The sequence below is a fragment of the Nonomuraea sp. NPDC048882 genome, from assembly GCF_040649755.1.
GTDB lineage: Bacteria > Actinomycetota > Actinomycetes > Streptosporangiales > Streptosporangiaceae > Nonomuraea > Nonomuraea maheshkhaliensis.
In genome coordinates this window covers 104,991-121,372 of record NZ_JBEZGB010000018.1, presented here as the reverse complement: position 1 = coordinate 121,372, position 16,382 = coordinate 104,991, and the positions used below count along the sequence as shown (strand labels likewise).

General features: G+C 70.0%; 11 protein-coding genes and 1 pseudogene. 7 read left to right on the top strand and 5 right to left on the bottom strand.

The features are described from left to right. Positions 1 to 7: 7 nt before the first annotated feature. From AB0C27_RS44955 to AB0C27_RS44945, 3 genes and pseudogenes are all read left to right on the top strand, one after another. Positions 8 to 163 (top strand): annotated as a pseudogene (locus AB0C27_RS44955) (hypothetical protein); the annotation flags it as partial. Next, entirely contained in the window at positions 164 to 691 is a 528-nt protein-coding gene (locus AB0C27_RS44950) for a hypothetical protein (RefSeq protein ID WP_357858443.1), read from the top strand. A gap of 156 nt (positions 692 to 847) precedes the next feature. Continuing rightward, entirely contained in the window at positions 848 to 1,306 is a 459-nt protein-coding gene (locus AB0C27_RS44945) for a hypothetical protein (protein WP_357858616.1), read from the top strand. Here the strand turns inward: AB0C27_RS44945 and AB0C27_RS44940 are convergent. Beyond that, a complete protein-coding gene (locus tag AB0C27_RS44940) occupies positions 1,284 to 3,860 on the bottom strand; it encodes a X2-like carbohydrate binding domain-containing protein (protein WP_357858439.1) in 2,577 nt (858 codons plus the stop codon). The two genes, AB0C27_RS44945 and AB0C27_RS44940, sit on opposite strands and share 23 nt — an antisense overlap. Before the next feature lie 446 nt (positions 3,861 to 4,306). On the opposite strand from AB0C27_RS44940, the gene AB0C27_RS44935 reads away from it, so the two are divergent. From AB0C27_RS44935 to AB0C27_RS44925, 3 genes are read left to right on the top strand one after another with little or no spacing between them, the layout of a single operon-like run. After that, on the top strand, positions 4,307 to 5,305 hold the full coding sequence (locus AB0C27_RS44935) for an ABC transporter permease subunit (RefSeq protein ID WP_357858436.1): 999 nt from the start codon (positions 4,307 to 4,309) through the stop codon (positions 5,303 to 5,305). Then, positions 5,302 to 6,234, top strand: coding sequence for a carbohydrate ABC transporter permease (locus AB0C27_RS44930; RefSeq protein WP_357858433.1), 933 nt, complete (start codon positions 5,302 to 5,304; stop codon positions 6,232 to 6,234). Before AB0C27_RS44935 ends, AB0C27_RS44930 begins: the two co-directional genes overlap by 4 nt. Positions 6,235 to 6,260: 26 nt before the next feature. Continuing rightward, the gene (locus tag AB0C27_RS44925; RefSeq protein ID WP_357858430.1) at positions 6,261 to 7,940 is read left to right on the top strand and encodes a hypothetical protein; all 1,680 of its coding nucleotides are present in this window, start codon (positions 6,261 to 6,263) and stop codon (positions 7,938 to 7,940) included. A 36-nt stretch (positions 7,941 to 7,976) separates the two neighbouring features. On the opposite strand, the gene AB0C27_RS44920 is transcribed toward AB0C27_RS44925, so the two are convergent. The 4 genes from AB0C27_RS44920 to AB0C27_RS44905 are packed head-to-tail and all read right to left on the bottom strand — an operon-like array spanning position 7,977 to position 15,086. Beyond that, positions 7,977 to 9,761 (bottom strand): hypothetical protein, encoded by a 1,785-nt coding sequence (locus AB0C27_RS44920; RefSeq protein ID WP_357858427.1) that lies wholly within the window; start codon positions 9,759 to 9,761, stop codon positions 7,977 to 7,979. Beyond that, entirely contained in the window at positions 9,736 to 12,021 is a 2,286-nt protein-coding gene (locus tag AB0C27_RS44915; RefSeq protein ID WP_357858425.1) for a glycoside hydrolase family 95 protein, read from the bottom strand. Before AB0C27_RS44915 ends, AB0C27_RS44920 begins: the two co-directional genes overlap by 26 nt. Positions 12,022 to 12,029: 8 nt before the next feature. Beyond that, complete coding sequence (locus AB0C27_RS44910; RefSeq protein ID WP_357858422.1) at positions 12,030 to 12,986, bottom strand: alpha/beta fold hydrolase; 957 nt, start codon at positions 12,984 to 12,986, stop codon at positions 12,030 to 12,032. Between the two features lie 3 nt (positions 12,987 to 12,989). Then, a complete protein-coding gene (locus tag AB0C27_RS44905; protein WP_357858419.1) occupies positions 12,990 to 15,086 on the bottom strand; it encodes an alpha-galactosidase in 2,097 nt (698 codons plus the stop codon). A gap of 115 nt (positions 15,087 to 15,201) precedes the next feature. Here AB0C27_RS44905 and AB0C27_RS44900 point away from each other — a divergent pair, with 115 nt between their 5' ends. After that, a complete protein-coding gene (locus AB0C27_RS44900; protein WP_357858416.1) occupies positions 15,202 to 16,374 on the top strand; it encodes an ROK family transcriptional regulator in 1,173 nt (390 codons plus the stop codon). Positions 16,375 to 16,382 lie beyond the last annotated feature (8 nt).

The window sequence follows — 16,382 nt, the reverse complement described above, 5'->3', positions numbered from 1 at the left end:
AAGCGACCTGGCGACTGGGCTGAGCGCGGGCTGGCCGAGTCGCTCGCCATCAGCGCGACCCCCGTCCGCGAGGCGCTGCGCTGGCTGGAACGAGCGGTACGGGCAGCACCGGGCCATCTTCGCGGCCATCGCGGTCGGCGACGGGGACCGGGCCGAGGCGCTGATGAGGTCCCACAGTCACGACTCGAACGTCCAGGAGAAGTCCCTGAAGACGGATCTGCTGTACGCGACGTACCTGTTCCACGACATCGTGGTCAAGCGGCTCGGCGGCCGTAACCCGTTCGGCAACCGGGGCGTGCGGTACACCGGCTCCCACGACGACCAGGCGCTCAACGCGGGCGTGGCCCGGTTCTCGCCCGATCCCGCGGCGCGCCGCGACCTGTCGTACGACAGCGACCTCACCGGCCGGGTGAACCTGCCGGTCCTGACCCTGCACGCGATCCACGACCCGCAGGTCTTCGTCGAGCACGAGGCGGCCTACCGCGCCACGCTGCGGGCCGCCGGCCGCGGCGGGCGGCTCGTGCAGACCTTCACGACGGAGTCCGAGCACGGAAAGCTGAGCGACTCCGAGTACGCCGCCTCCATCACGGAGCTGGACAGGTGGGCGCACACCGGCCGGAGCTGGCCCGCGATGACGGCCGCACAGGAGCGCGCCTGGAGCCGGATCGACGGCGTGGGCATCGCACCCTGACAGGCAGGCTTTGCTACAGCATATGGTGTCGGGGTGGCAGTTGGTTCTGGGACGGCGTCCAGGCCCCCAGCCTGGCCGATCAGGTGTACGCGTGGCTGCGCGCCGCCGTGCAGGACGGCAGGCTGGCGCGCGGGCTGAGGGTCACCGAGCGGGGACCTGGCGGCCCGGCTCGGCGTGAGCCAGACGCCGGTGCGCGAGGCGCTGCGGCAGCTCATCCACGAGCGGGTCGTCGTACGCACCGGGCCGCGTTCGCTGCAGATCGCGCGGTACGACCCCGAGACGCTGGACGAGATCGCCGAGACGGAGGCGCGGCTGCGCGGCCTGGTCGCCAGGTTCGCCGCGCGGAAACGGTCGCAGGCGCTGGTCAGCGACCTGTACGAGAGCCTGACCGAGGCGGACATGCTGGTCGCCGGGCTCATCGGCGCCCAGCGGGACGGTAGGCTGGGCGAGTGCGCTCGACGCGATCGCCGAGGGCAACGAGGAGCGGGCCGAGCATCTGGCCTACACCCACCACGTCACGGCCGCGCGGCGCCGCGGAGCCGAACCGCCGGGTGGGCGGGGCGCCCGGACGCGCCCCGCCCACCCGGGGTGATCAGCGGATCGTGTAGCGGATGACGTCGGTGCGCATCACGTCGCCCGAAGCCTTGACCGCCTTGAAGGTGTGCTCTCCGTTCCTCAGCCCTGAGACGCTGAACGCGGTCTGCTGCGTCGCCCGCACGGAACCGTGGGTGTCGACCTGGCGGACGAGCTTGCCGTCGATGTAGACGTCGACGAGCCCCTGGTCGGGTGCGGTGGCGGTGATCCAGTCGAGGCCGGTTCCCGTGAAGGTGTAGGAGACGGAGTCGCCGTCGCGGGTCGTGGCGTGGACGTCGTCCAGGTGGTCGCCGCGGAAGGCGAAGTCCAGTTGCGCCGCGCCGAGCGGAAGGCCGGCGAGATAGGCCGAGCGCAGGGTCACGGTCGAGCCGGACAGGGTGTAGTCCCGGTCCCGTTCGAGCGCGGTGCCGCTGCGCGAGACGCCGACGAACTCGCTGCCGTCGCGCAGGAGCTTCACCTGCACGTCCGCCGGCGCCTTGCGGTCGAACGACGCCGCGAACGGGTCGATCAGGCTCGGTTGGAGCACGTCGATGCGGTCGAGCAGCATGAAGGAGCCGGACTTCTTGACCGCCCGGAGCGTGTGGCTGCCGTTGGGCAGGTCGTTCACCGTGAAGACGGTCTGCTGGGCGAGGCGGGGCTGGCCCTGCTCACGTCCCGTGTGCACGGTCTTCACGAAACGGCCGTCGAGGTAGATGTCGACATCGCCCTGGGAGGTGTCCATCTCGGTGACGTACGAGACGCCGGTGCCCTGGAACGTGTACTCGAACGCGTCGCCGTCGCGCTCGGTGTAGTGCACGTTGTCGTTGTAGTCGCCGAGGCCTCGGCCGGTGCTCTGCGACCAGTTCCCGAGGTAGGCGATCTCCGGGTCGGTGTCGTCGTGGACGACCGTGCGGACGGGGCCGGTCGACGGCGGGGCGGGGGTGCCGGTTTCGGTGACGTTCACGGTGAGCGGCTGGGAGGTGGCGGCGACTTCCTTGCCGCCGTTGCGGGTCCACTCGCCCTCGTACCGGACGCGCAGGGCGTCGTCGTTGACGGCGACCGCGGCGCCGCGCTGGGGCGTCACCTTGAGCAGGCGCACGCCGTGGATCGGGACCGTGGTGGCGGTGAACTTGCCGGCGAAGCGGCCGAGGTCCTTGCGGTCCCACAGGTCGCGGACGGTGGCGGCGCCGTTCAGCCCGATGTCCGACCAGTTGACGGTGATGTCCTTGTCGGTACGGCCGAGGTTGAACAGCGCGACCGTGTAACTGCCGTCGGCGTTGAGCGCGTACCAGACCTGCTGCTGCGCCGTCGTGGAGACCGGGCGCGCCGGGGTGCCGGCCTGGTCGACCGCGATCACCTCAGGGTTGGTGAGCAGGCTCAGCCCGTACGCGTCGAGCTTGGTCATGTCGTTGCCGGTGTAGATCGGCGCGGCGGAGATCGCCCACAGCGTCATCGCGGTCTGCCGTTCGTCACGGGTCAGGCCGTCCATGGTGCCGTTGCCGATGTCGAGCGAGTCGAGGTCGTTCCACCCGCCGTTCCCGCCGTGGCGCCACCAGGTCGACACCAGCGGGAAGAGCCGGGAGATGCTCTGCCACCCGGTGAGCGCCTCGCCGGCGCAGTAGCACTCGACGTCCCAGTCGATCCGCCAGCCGTTCGCCTTGGAGCGCCAGTAGTCGGCGTACTTCGGGTCGAGCGCCCAGGACAGCTCGAACCAGATCTTGCGCGCCTTGAGCGCCGTCGACCAGGCGGCGACGTCGTCGCGGGCGTCGAGCGACAGGTCGCTCACGCCGGATCCGGGCGTGACGCTGTCGAACTTGACGAAGTCGACCTTCCACTCGGCGAGCAGGTCGGCGATCGAGTCGACGTACTTCTGCGCGCACGGATTCGAGAAGTCGATCCGGTAGCCGATGCCCCAGTAGTCGGAGGGCCGCAGGGGCTGGGCGGCGATGCCGCGCGTGGTGCAGCCGGGGGCGCCGGCGATCGGCAGGTTCGCGTTGTAGACGTCAGGGCCGATGCCGGGGATCAGGTAGAGCCCGAACTTCTGGCCGTTCGCGTGGACGTGGTCGATGACCTTCTGCAGGCCCTGCGGGTAGAGCGTGGTGCTGGGCTTCGGCCGGCCGTTGGCGTCGAATCCGTCGTTCCATCCGGCGTCGACGTTGATGTACTCGTAGCCGTACTTCTGCAGCTTGGCGCGCATCGCGTCGGACTGCTTGATGATCTGGTCGGCGGTGATCCACCTGCCGTTGCCGGAGTAGACCTGCATGCTGTAGCTGCTCCACCCCATGTACGGGCGCACGGCCCAGGGGTCGGCGGCCGAGGCGGACGGCCCGTTGGCCCCTGCGGTGGACGAGCCGGGTGCGGGCGCAACGGCCCGCGCGCCGAGTGCCGGGGCCCGCTTGGGGCCGATCGGCCCCGCGGTCGGCCGCGCGCTCGGCCCAGTGGTCGGCCCAGTGGTCGGCCCAGTGGTCGGCTCTGGGCTGCTGGCGGACGCCGGCTGGGCACTCGGCGACAGGAGCAGCGCGGCGGACAGGACGAGGGCGGCGGCGCGGGTTCGCCGGCCGCCTAAAGAGGCGGCGATGCGTAGCGGTGACCTCACGGTCACACCTCCTGGGTGGAAGTACCGATCCTCGAACGGGCAGGCGTCGGATGGACGGCGACCGCTGGGGTGCGGCACCCGAGGCCCGGCGCTCGAAGCCGGTGCGGATGGGCGAGTTCGAGATGGGCGCGAGAACTCGGTGCCGGGTGGGTGACGAGCACAGAGTGCCGCCGAGCGTAGGGCCGATGCGGTTGGCAAATCAATACTTGACGAAGGAAATTATTGGGCTTACGTTTCGGCCATGTTTCTAAAAATCGGCGCTCGGCCGGGTGCCACCCCGTCCCGCATGTAGGAGGTATGACTGTGAGGAGACCGCCAGGTAACCCTCGTCAGTTCGGCCTGCTCGTTGTCCTGCAGGCGGCTCGGGCGGCGATCTCGGGCCTGGGTGCGGTTGCGGCGCCGGTTCCGGCGCGAACCGGCCCATCCGCCCGGAAGCGGGCGGTCTGATGTCGGCCACCACTTCGCATCCGCTTCGCTCGCCGAGCGCGAACGAGGATCCGGCCCGCCCGGCCGCCGCGGCGCATCGGCGCGGCCGCTGGTCCGAGGCGCGCAAGTCCTGGCGCTTGCACTGGCAGCTGTACCTGCTGGTGAGCGTGCCGGTCGCCTATTTCATCATCTTCAAGTACGTACCGATGGCGTTCAACGTCATCGCGTTCAAGGACTACAGCCCCGTGCTGGGTCCGTGGGACAGCGAGTGGGTGGGGCTGCAGAACTTCGAGCGGCTGTTCAGCAACCCGGTCTTCGTCGACCTGCTGAAGAACACCTTCCTGCTGTCCTTCTACGTGGTGCTGGCGAGCTTCCCGATCCCGATCCTGCTGGCGCTGGCGCTGAACGAGATCGGCAACGGCTGGTTCAAGCGCACCGTGCAGATGGTCACCTACGCGCCGTACTTCATCTCCACCGTGGTCGTGGTCTCGATGATCATCCTGGTGCTCTCGCCCCGGATCGGCATCGTGAACCAGTTGCTCGCCGTGTTCGGCATGGCCCCGATCGACTTCCTCGGCGAGCCGGATGCCTTCCGGCACATCTACGTGTGGAGCGACGTCTGGCAGACCGCCGGCTACGCGGCCGTCATCTACCTGGCCGCCCTGGCCGGCATCGACCCGGCGCTGCACGAGGCGGCCAAGATCGACGGGGCCACCCGGCTGCAGCGGATCCGGTACGTGGATCTGCCGGGAATCATGCCGACCGCGGTGATCATGCTGATCCTCGGCGTGGGCAACATGATGGCGATCGGGTTCGAGAAGGCGTACCTGCTGCAGAACAACCTGAACCTCGCGCAGTCGGAGATCATCCCGACCTACGTCTACAAGACCGGCCTGATCAACGCGGACTTCAGCATGGCCGCCGCCGTGGGCCTGTTCAACTCGGTGGTCAATCTCTGCCTGCTGCTGGTGGTCAACTTCGCGGCCAAGCGCATCACCGGAAGAGGACTGTGGCGATGACGACCCTGCTCACCTCCAAGCTGCGGCGCACCAGCCCGGCCGCGTCGAAGGTCCGCGAACCGCTCGGCGACCGGCTGATGCTGATCGTCGTCAGGCTCATGCTGCTGGTCGTGCTGGCGATAGTGCTGCTGCCGCTCATCTACATCGTGGCCAGCTCGCTCAGCAGCCCGGCCGCGGTCAACGCGGGCCGGGTGCGGTTCTGGCCGGTCGAATTCTCGGTGGAGGCCTACCAGACCATCCTGAACAACGCGGAGATCCTGCAGGGATATTACAACTCGCTTATTTACGCCGCCGCCGGCACGGTGATCAGCGTCACGCTGACGGTGGCCATCGCGTATCCGCTGTCGCGCAAATCCTTTTACGGGCGCAATGTGCTGATGACGCTGCTCATCTTCACGATGTTGTTCTCCGGCGGTCTCATTCCGACGTACATGGTGGTCCAGGACGTCGGGCTGCTCGACACGCGCTGGGCCCTGCTCATTCCCAACGCGATCGGCGTCTGGCAGGTGATCATCGCCCGCACGTTCTTCGCGAACTCGATCCCCGACGAGCTGTACGAGGCGTCGATGCTGGACGGGGCGAGCGGACTGCGGACGCTGCGGTCGGTGGTATTGCCGCTGTCGAAGCCGCTGCTGGCCGTGCTCGCGCTGATGTACACCGTCTACCAGTGGAACACCTATTTCGACGCCCTGGTCTATCTCAAGGACCCCGATCTGTTCCCCCTGCAGATCGTGTTGCGCAACATCCTCATTCTCAACACGCCCAGGACGGGCGCCGTGGACCTGGCCCAGCAAATGCATCAGATCCAGCTGGCCAACGTCCTGCGATATGCGCTGATCGTCGTCTCCAGCCTGCCCGTGCTGATGATGTACCCGTTCATCGCGCGGCACTTCACCAAGGGCGCGATGGTGGGGGCGGTCAAGGGGTGAAGAAACTCAAGAAAAGGAACAGTGCCATGAAGCCGCATTCACCAGGAAACAGGATCGCCGCAGTCGTGGCCGCCGCGGCGTTGCTCGCGGCGGGCTGCTCCTCCGGCGGGAACAAAAGCAGCACGGAAAGCGCCCCCAAGGCGAAGATGGAGGGCGACAAGGTCGTCATCTCGGCGATGGCGGCGGCCGACCCCGACATGAACCTCGACACCAACCAGGTCACGACCCTGCTCAGCGACAAGTTCAAGATCAAGTTCCAGTTCCAGAGCACCACGATGGACGGCGGGGCGGCCAAGGAGAAGCGCCAGATCGCGATCTCCAGCGGCGACTACCCGGACCTGTTCCTGCTGATCCCCTACGTCGACGCGTTCACCAAGCCCGAGCTGCAGAAGCTCGGCAAGCAGGGTGTCGCGATGCCGCTGGAGGACCTGATCAAGCAGCACGCGCCGAACATCCAGAAGGCGCTCGACTCCAACAGCGTGCTCAAGGCGATGTCGACCGCGCCGGACGGGCACATCTACGCGCTGCCGCAGTGGTCCGACTGCTACCACTGCACCTACCCCAACAAGTTGTGGATCAACTCCGCGTGGCTGAAGAAGCTCAACCTGGAGATGCCGAAGACGACCGAGGAACTGCGCGAGGTTCTGCGGGCGTTCAAGACGAAGGATCCGAACGGCAATGGCAAGGCCGACGAGATCCCGATGACCACCGACAAGCAGGACAGCACGCTGATCGGCTACCTGATGGGCGCGTTCGCCTACGCCCCGTACGGCGCCAGCAACGGCGTCCCGTCACTGCTCCAGCTTGAAGGCGGCAAGGTCACCACGCCCGTCGACAAGCCCGAGTGGCGCGAGGGCGTGAAGTACATCAAGTCGCTCTACGAGGAAGGCCTGATCGACCAGGCGTCCTTCACCCAAAACGCCGAGGCGCTGCAGGCCGTCGGCAACGACCCGGACGCGGTCAGGATCGGCTCCTCGCCCGTGCTGTGGCCCGGCATCTTCGTCCAGCTCGCCTCCAAGGACGGCCGGGACAAGCAGTACGACCCCGCGCCGCCGCTGACCGGTCCCACGGGCAAGAGCTACACCGCGTACAACAACCCGACCTCGATCGGCTACACCTTCATGCTGACCAACAAGTCGAGCATGGAGGCGCGCGTCGCGGCGATCAAGATGCTCGACTACATCTACACAGATGAGGGGCAGATCATCGCCAACAACGGGCCCGAAGGGGTCGGCTGGGTCAAGCCCGGCCCCGACGACGTGGCCCTCGACACGAAGGTGAAGCCCACCTGGAAGACGCTGCCCTCCGCCGACGTCCCGAAGAACGTCGCCTGGTCGTCCATGGGCCAGTACTACGTCACGCTCGCGCTGCGCAACGCTCAGACGGTGCCGATGGACACCTACTCCGAGGCCGGCCTGGAACGGCGGCTGTTCGAGGCGACGAAGATCTACGAGCCGCACGTGGACAAGGCCAAGGTCTTCCCCGAGGCGCAGGTCTGGACCGACCCGAGCGTGGTCTCCGAGCTGGCCACCCTGAAGACCAACCTCGACAGCTACGTCAGCCAGGGCCAGCTCGCGTTCATCACCGGGTCGAAGAACATCGACACCGAGTGGGACGCCTGGGTCAAGGGCCTGGACGGGCTCGGCATGAAGCGCTACCTGGAGCTCTACCAGCAGGCGTACGACAAGAACAAGCCCACCAGCTGACGTGAGAGGGGAGTCCCGGCCCGGCCGGGACTCCCCTCATTCGTCGATCACCGACGGGTTCAGGCCCGGGTCGTAGTGGTTGCCCGCGATCACGATGCCGGAGCTGCCGTGGAAGACGAACAGCGGCGAGGCGTACGGCGGCCGGTCCGGCCCATCCAGGCGGCGCACGGTGTTGCCGGTGAAGCGGAACCCGCCGGCGCTCTTGACGTCGGCCACGGTCACGTCGCCGACCTCGAACGTGTTGTCCTCGACCGAGATGCCGTGGTGCACCAGGGCGGCGACCTCGTTGGTCGGCTCCACGAAGATGACGGGACCGGCGGGCCTGGCGAAGGTGTTCCCACGGATGGCCACGTCGGCGACCGCGCCGGACTCGTACCACGAGGAGGCGTCGGCGGAGATGAAGACGCAGGCCATCGACATGCCGTCGAACCGGTTGCCGGTGATCAGCACGGGCTTCGGCGTGGTCACCAGCACGCCGCGGGTCGGCACGTTGCGGAAGACGTTGCCGGAGACGAGGACCTCCGGCGTGTACGTGACGTTCTCCGTCACCGTGCCGCCGGCCGCCACGCCATCGGGCACCGGGCGGTCGAACGTCACCGTCATCGTGGTCAGCGGCCGGGTGTGGTCCGTGCCGCTCGGCCCGTCCACCGCGATGACGGCCGCGGGCGGGCCGGGGAGCGGGGTCATCGTGCGCTTGTCGATGAAGCGCACCTGGTCACCGGGGTAGAACTGCGGGAATCCGGCCGTCTCAGGGTGCCTGTAGGCGAGGGTGAGGGTGGCCGGCGCCGGCCGACCGGTCACCTCCAGGTAGGTCCCGTGCACGTTGATCGGATCGTCATGCGGCCCGTCGAAGGTGCAGCCGGTGATCGTGACGCTGCCCTTGACACCGGACAGGTTGACATGGTCGGCGAACGATGACGACGTCCGGCCGGACGCGGGGTCAGGTGCGAAGTTCACCCGGTCGATCGTGATGTTCTCGCTGAACTGTCCCACGACGCCGAACTCCTGGAGGTAGCAGACGTTCATCGAGCGCATCGTGACGTTCCGCGACTCCCAGATGAACGCGCCCGGGTGCTCGCGCTCGATGAGCCGCATCTGGTAGACGAGGCCCGCGTCGGCGGGTGGCGTCGCGCCGGCGTAGTCGATGCGGATCCGGCCCGCACCCAGGTCGGTGACCGCGGCGACGTCGGTGAACAGCGGGTTGTCCCCCCGCCAGGTCTTTCGCGCGGCGGGGTCGTGGATCTGCGTGTAGGCCAGGCCGTCCACGCCCGACCAGTAGGGCTGCCCGCTCGCCGGGCTCGTCTCGCCGAGCCAGGTGATGTGGGTGCCGTCCACGCGGTAGAGGGTGCCGGGCGGGAGGGACAGGTGGCGCCAGGCCCGCCCGCCGGTGACGCCGGCCGCGGCGACCGTCGCGTCGATCACCTTCGGGGTGGCGTACTCGATGGAGAAATCGGTAAAAGTCACGTTCGCGGAGCGGATCGCCGCGAACGCCGTCTGTAGCCCGTGATAGACCAGCCTGGCGCCGCGGCCGTCGATCGTCACGTCGCTCATGTCCTCGACGAGCAGCCCGATCCGCTTGTCCCGGTAACGCTGATCGGCGCCGACGGTGTTGGACACGTACAGCTCACGGAGCTCGGCATGCTCGGGGTAGAGCTGGTACGTGCCGGCGGCGAACACGATCTCGACGGGACGGCGGAGGGTTCTGGCGTGCCGCAGTGCCGCGGCGACCGCCGGGGCCGAGTCGGCCCGGCCGGTCGGGTCGGCTCCGAACGCGGTCACGTCCACCGTGCCGCGTTCAGCCCTTGAAGTGGTGCTCCTCAAGCATGAGTCCTTCCTCCGGATGGCAGGCGACGTCGATGACGGCGTCGCCATAGCGGACGCGGGTGCGCGCCGCCTTGTCACAGTCGATCCGTGCCTGGTGCAGCCGCCCGTCGCGCCAGGCCACGGCGACCGTGAAGCCGCCGCGGGCGCGCAGCCCCCGGACCGAGCCGTCGCGCCAGGCGGACGGCAGCGCCGGCAGCAGCTCGACCTCCTCGCCGTCGGACTGCAGCAGCATCTCGGCGATCGCGGCGGTGCCGCCGGCGTTGCCGTCGAAGGAGTAGATGTTCTGCTCGGCGCCGGCGATGCCGCCGACGGAGTAGCTGAGCAGGTTCGCCTCGCTGGCGTCGCCGATCAGCTTGGTGAGGTGGGTCAGCGCCTTGTCGCCGTCGAGCAGACGGGCGTAGAAGGCGGCGAAGTTGGCCTCCACCCACTCGGTCTGCTCCCAGCCCGGCGCCCGCTGCCGGCGTTCCAGGACGACCTCGGCGGCACGGGCGAGTTCGGGCGTGCGGCGCGGCGTGATCTGCCGCTCGGGGAACAGCGCGCACAGGTGTGAGGTGTGCCGGTGGGCGGGAACAGCCTCCTCGGCGTCGTCCAGCCACTCCTGCAGCTGACCGTGCCGGCCGATCAGGAACGGCGACAGCCTCTCCCTGGCGGCGGCGACGCGCTCGCGCAGGTCAGGGTCGAGGCCCAGGATGGTGGCGGCCTGGCCGCAGATCCGCAGGATCGCCTCGGCGAAGACGCGGTCGGCGGTGTTGCCCATCGCGATCGAGCACTGCGTGCCGTCCGGCGCCAGGTACCAGTTCTCCGGTGAGTCGGAGGGGCCGGCCACGAGCCAGCCGTGGACCGGATGGTGCGTCAGGTAGGAGAGCAGGAACAGCGCGGCGTCGCGGAGAACGGGGTAGGCCTCCTCGCGGAGGAACGCTTCGTCCGGCTGGTACTCGTAGTGCTCCCACAGTTGCAGGGCGAGCCAGGCGCCGCCGGTGACGTTCAGGCCCCAGCCCATGCCGGCGCCGGGCGCGGTGTAGCCCCAGGCGTTGGTCACCGTGTGCGCGACCCAGCCGTCCGCGCCGTACATCCCCTTGGCGGTGTCCCGGCCGTGCTCGGCGAGCCGCTGGAGGAAGCGGACCAGCGGGGTGTGGCATTCGGCCAGGTTGGCCGGTTCCGCGGCCCAGTAGTTCTGCTGGGTGTTGATGTCGAGGTGGAAGTCGTCGCTCCAGCCCGAGGTGCTGGCGAGCCCGTCGTTCCACACGCCCTGCAACGCGAGCGGCAGGGGCGAGCCCTCCCGGGAGCCGGCGATGGTGAGATAGCGGCCGTACTGGAAGTACAGGGCGATCAGATCGTCGTCGCGCTCGCCGCGGGCGAGGCGTTCCCTGCGTACGTCGGTGGGCAGGTCGACCGGCTCGCCGAGGTCGATCGACACCCGGCCCATCAGGCGGCGGTGGTCCTCGACGTGCGCGCCGCGCACCACGTCGTAGCCGGCCTCGGCGGCCGCGGCGATCAGCCGCTCCGCCCGGCCGGCCGGGTCGTCGCCGGCCCAGTCCGTGCCGACCGCGACCCACACGACGGCCGCGTCCGCGCCGGTGACGGTGACGGTGTGGGCGTCGCGGCGCAGCGTTCCGCCCTCGGCCTCGATCCGGACCCGGATCTCGACGGCGGCGCCCTGGTTTCCGTCGCTGTGCAGCGACTCGACCGCGCGGCCTATAAAAGCGACGCCGGACGCGGTGGTTGTGACCTCGCCGGGGAACACGCTGTCTTCCAGGCCGGCCGTGAAGCCGACCGCGCCGGGACGGTCGGCCGTGAGGCGCAGCGTGATGACCCCGTGGGGATGGGAGGCGAGGACCTCCCGTGCGTGATGGACGCCGTCCTGTTCGTACTCGACCAGGACGAGACCGTCGTCGAGGTCCAGCCGGCGGCGGTAGCCGCGGAACGCGCCGCCGCCGAAGTCCAGCCGCAGCCGGGGGAGCGGCAGGTTGGTGCCGAACGTCGTCGGCCGGCCGAGCAGGTGCTCCTCGGCCAGCCGCTGGGCTTCGGCCGGCCGGCCTTCGAACAGCAGCCGCCGCACGGCCGGCAACGCGCCGAGCGCGGTGGGGCTCACGTCGGTGGCCGAGGGCGCCCCCGACCACGCGGTCGACTCCGACAGCCGGACGCTCTCGGCGTCCACGCCCCCGTAGACCATGCCGCCGAGCCGGCCGTTGCCGATCGGCAACGCGTCGAACCAGCGCTCGGCGGGACGGTCGTAGCACAGAACGGTGGAAGACATCGGACTCCTCATGCCAGCTGATCGCGAAGCCACGGCAACTGGACCGGCGCCTGGAACGTCCCGCCGCCCTCGTGCCGGTTGTACGGCCAGACCTGCATCCGCTTCGGCCCCGCGTAGTGGTTGTAGGCGGCGAAGACCGTGGAAGGCGGGCACACGTCGTCCATGAGGCCGACCGAGTACAACGCCGGCGCGGTGGCCCTGGCGGCGAAGTTCACGCCGTCGAAGTAGCTCAAAGTGTGGAAGACCTGCTCGATGCGGTCCCGGTTGGCCGCGCAGAAGACCGACAGCTCCTGGTACGGGTACGAGTCGGTGATCTCGGTGGCCCGCCGGAAATGGGTCAGGAACGGCACGTCGATCAGCGCGGCCCGGACCTGGGGGTGCAGGCCGGCCACCGCCTGCGCGATGCCGCCGCCCTGGCTCGCGCCGGCCACCACGATGCGTCCTGGGTCCACGGCGGGCAGGGTGGCCGCCAGGTCCACCGCCCGCACCGCGTCGGTGAACAGCCGGCGGTAGTAGTACTGCTCGGGGTCGAGCACGCCGCGGGTCATCAGGCCGGAATGGTGTGGGGTGCTGTCGCCGGGCAGGTCGGAGGTGTCCCCGTCGCCCTGGCCGCGGGAGTCCACCACGAGGACGGCGTAGCCGGCGGCCGGCCACAACAGCCATTCGTGCGGACGCCCGCGCCCGCCGCCGTACCCGATGAACTGAACGACGCAGGGCAGCGGCCGGTCGCCGATGGCGGGCTCGATGAGCCAGGCGGCCACCCGCCGGCCGTCGTGGCCGCTGAACCGTACGTCGAAGGCGCGCACCCCGGGCAGCAGCGCGTCGTACGGCGTCACCTCGGCCGCCAGGTCGTGCTCGCGGGCGGCGGTGAGCGTGCGGGACCAGAAGGCGTCGAAGTCGTCCGGCTGGTCGAGGGCCGGGCGATAGTCGCGCAGCTGGTCGAGGGGAAGGTCGAACATGGCCATGGGTCAGTCCTCGATGCGGATGAGCTGGACGAGGGCGCTGGCGTGGTCGCCCTCGGGCAGGGAGAGGGGAAGGCCGGACCGCAGCAGGACGGCTCCGGAGTAGGTGGCGCCGGTGTCCGGATCCCGGTAGGTGGCGCAGGGGTCGAGCGCGGTCAGCCTCAGCGGGGCGGGCTGATGGCCGTACGGGCGCGACGGGCACCAGGCGAGCAGCACGAACCGGTCCTCGTAGGCGTATCCCACCGCCGTCAGGGCGCCATCCCCGGTGAGCCGGTACGCCGTGCCGTGCTGGACCGCCGGCCGGATGCGCTTGTAGGTGGCGATCAGCTCGGCGGCCTCCTTGAGCTCGTCCTCGGTCCACGTGGTGAGGTCGCCGCCGACACCCAGCGCCCCGGCCATGGCGACGTGGAACCGGAAGCGCAGCGGGGTCTCCCTGGCGGTGGCCACGTTCGGGCTGTCGGTCACCCACGCGCCCATGACCTGGGCCGGGAAGAGCTGGCTGAAGCCGTGCTGGATGGCGATCCGGTCGACGGGGTCGGTGTTGTCCGAGGTCCAGATCTGGTCGGTGCGGGCGAGGATGCCCAGATCGGCGCGCCCGCCGCCGCCGGAGCACGCCTCGATGCGCAGACCGGGGTGATCGGTGTGCAGCCGATCCATGATCTCGTAGACCGACCGCGTGTGCTCGATCCACAACCGGTCGGGGTCGGCGTGGCCGGGCCAGCCGGCCTCGGTGAACGGCCGGTTGGCGTCCCATTTGAGAAAGTCGATGTCGTGCTCCGTCACCAGCCGGTCGAGCCAGGCGTGGGCCCAGGCGGCGGTGTCCTGCCGGGCGAGGTTGAGCACGAGCTGGTTCCGCAGCTCGGTACGTCCGCGGTTGGGCATGTGAAGAACCCAGTCCGGATGCGCCCGGTAGAGGTCGCTGTCGGGGTTGACCATCTCCGGCTCGACCCACAGCCCGAATCGCATGCCGAGCTTGTGCACCTCGGCGGAGAGCGGCCGCAGGCCATGGGGGAAGCGGTCCGGGTTGGGCGTCCAGTCGCCGAGGCCGGCGTGCTCGCCGACCCGGCCGCCGAACCAGCCGTCGTCCACCACGAACAGCTCGACGCCGAGCCGCGCCGCCCGCGCGGCCAGCGCCATCTGGCCCGCCTCGTCGACGTCGAAACCCGTCGCCTCCCACGAGTTGTAGAGCACCGGCCGCAGCTCCCCGGGGTGCCGGAGCACGTGCCGGGCGACGTATGCGTGCCAGGCCCGGCTGGCCGCTCCGAACCCGCCGGTGGTGAACAGGCCGGAGAAGACCGGCGTGCTGAGGGTCTCGCCGGGCGCGAGCGACCAGGTGAGCCCCTCGTGACCGTGACCGCCGGTCCACGTCGTGCGGCCGGCCGGGTCGCGGTGCAGGGTGATCCGCCAGCTGCCGCTCCAGGCCAGCGCGGTGCTCCACACCTCGCCGTGCGCCTCGCCGGCCGTGCCGTCGTCGAAGGCCAGCCAGGGGTTGGCGTGGTGGCTGGTCATGCCGCGCCGGCTGGTGAAGACCGTCTCGGCGGTGGCGACCTCGGACCGGCGCAGCCGGAACTCGCTGTTCCAGCCGCCGACCAGGTGGCTCACCCGGTAGCCGCTCCGGCACGGCAGGGTCCACGCCGCGCTGTCGCAGCGCTGCACCGTGATCGGGAGGTGGTCGTCGCGGTTCTCGACGGTGGTCCACCGCTCGATCACGTCGCTGTCCTCGTGCACCCGGTAGTGCAGGGTGAGTCGCAGCGGGTAGTGCCGGTCGTCCAGGTGGATGCTCAGACAACCGTCATCGGCGTCGTGGCCGGCGTAGCGCCACTCGACGCCGCGCGTGCCGTCGGCGAAGCGCACCTGGAGGCCGGGCGGCCCGAAGCGGGCGCCGCCCTCCACGGCCAGCTCCTCCGCTCCGCCCACAGCGTCGAAGCTGCTGCCCGCCGCCGGGGTGCGCTCGGCCAGCTCCAGAACCTGCGCCATGGTCAGGTCCGCACCCCAGTGCACGTGCCGCACGGCGTCGTCCTCGTCGATCCGGACGGCGTACGACGTGGACGGGGTACGCAGCAGCCACAGGCGACGGCGGGGCTCGTACAGCAGAGGGGGCATCTGGTTCCTCGGTGGTGATCATGGGAGCATGGGCGGGGAGTGCAGCGAGCGTAGGTCCGCGCTCGCGGCCAAATCAATACTTGACGAAGGAAATTATTGAGCCTAGATTTCGGTCATGTTTCCTGAGGCTGACGCCGTCGCGCCCGCAGTCACGGCGGTGTTCACCACCGTGCTGACCGAGGGCCCGCTGAGCCGTGTCGCCCTCGCCCGCCGGCTCGGCCTGTCCTCCGCGGCCGTCACCAAGGCGGCGCGTCCGCTCATCGAGATGGGCTACCTGGAGGAGCTGGCCGCGACCGAACGGACCGGGCCGGGCGCCGGGCGTCCGGCCAGCCCGCTGGCGATCCGGGCCGACCGTGAGTTCTTCGTGGGCGTGAAGATCACCGGTGACGAGCTGATCGGCGTGGTCTGCGACCTTCGCGCCGAGGTCCGCACCGCGGCCCACCGGCGGCTGTCGGCGCCCGACGTCGACTACGTCCTCACCGAGCTGGGCGAACTCGTCGACGAACTGCTCGACCGTCCCGGCTCGCTCGACACTCCCGGCGGCTACCGGGCCCGCACCCGCAGGCTCGGGCTGGCCGTCTCCGGCGACGTCGACCGCTCCACCGGTCTGGTGCGGTACTCGCCGTTCCTGCGCTGGCACGACCTGCCCCTGCGCGAACGGGCGGAGAAGCTCACCGGCCTCACCGTCACCGTGGAGAACGACGTGAAGGCGCTGACCACCGCCGAGCACTGGTTCGGCGAGGGCATCGGCGCCGAGTCGTTCGCCCTCGTGACCGTCGGCGCGGGCATAGGCTGCGGCCTGGTCGTCGGCGGCCGCCTCGTCTCCGGCTCGCACGGCGTGGCCGGCGAGATCGGCCACATCGGCATCGACGTGAACGGCCCGGCCTGCCACTGCGGGAGCCGCGGGTGTGTCGAGGCCATCGCCGGCGCCGACGCCATCGTCCGGCAGGCCAGGGCGGCCGCCGGCCGGCCCGAGCTGACCTTCGAGGACGCGGTGGCGCTGGCCCGCGACGGCGACGCCCCGGTCGGCGCCGTCTTCGCCCGGGCCGGCGACGCGATCGGCTCCGGCATCGCCGCGGTCGCGAACCTGGTCGGCCCGGCCCGGATCGTGGTCTCCGGTGAGGGTCTGGCGGCCTACGACCTGTTCGAGCCGCACATCCGGGCCGGCTTCCAGCGCCAGGCGTTCGGCACCGCCGCCGACTGCCCGCTCTCTATCCGCCCCCTGCCGTTCGAGGAGTGGGCGCGCGGGGCGGCCACCGTCAGCATCCAGGCTCTCGTGGCCTCCTGATGTTCATG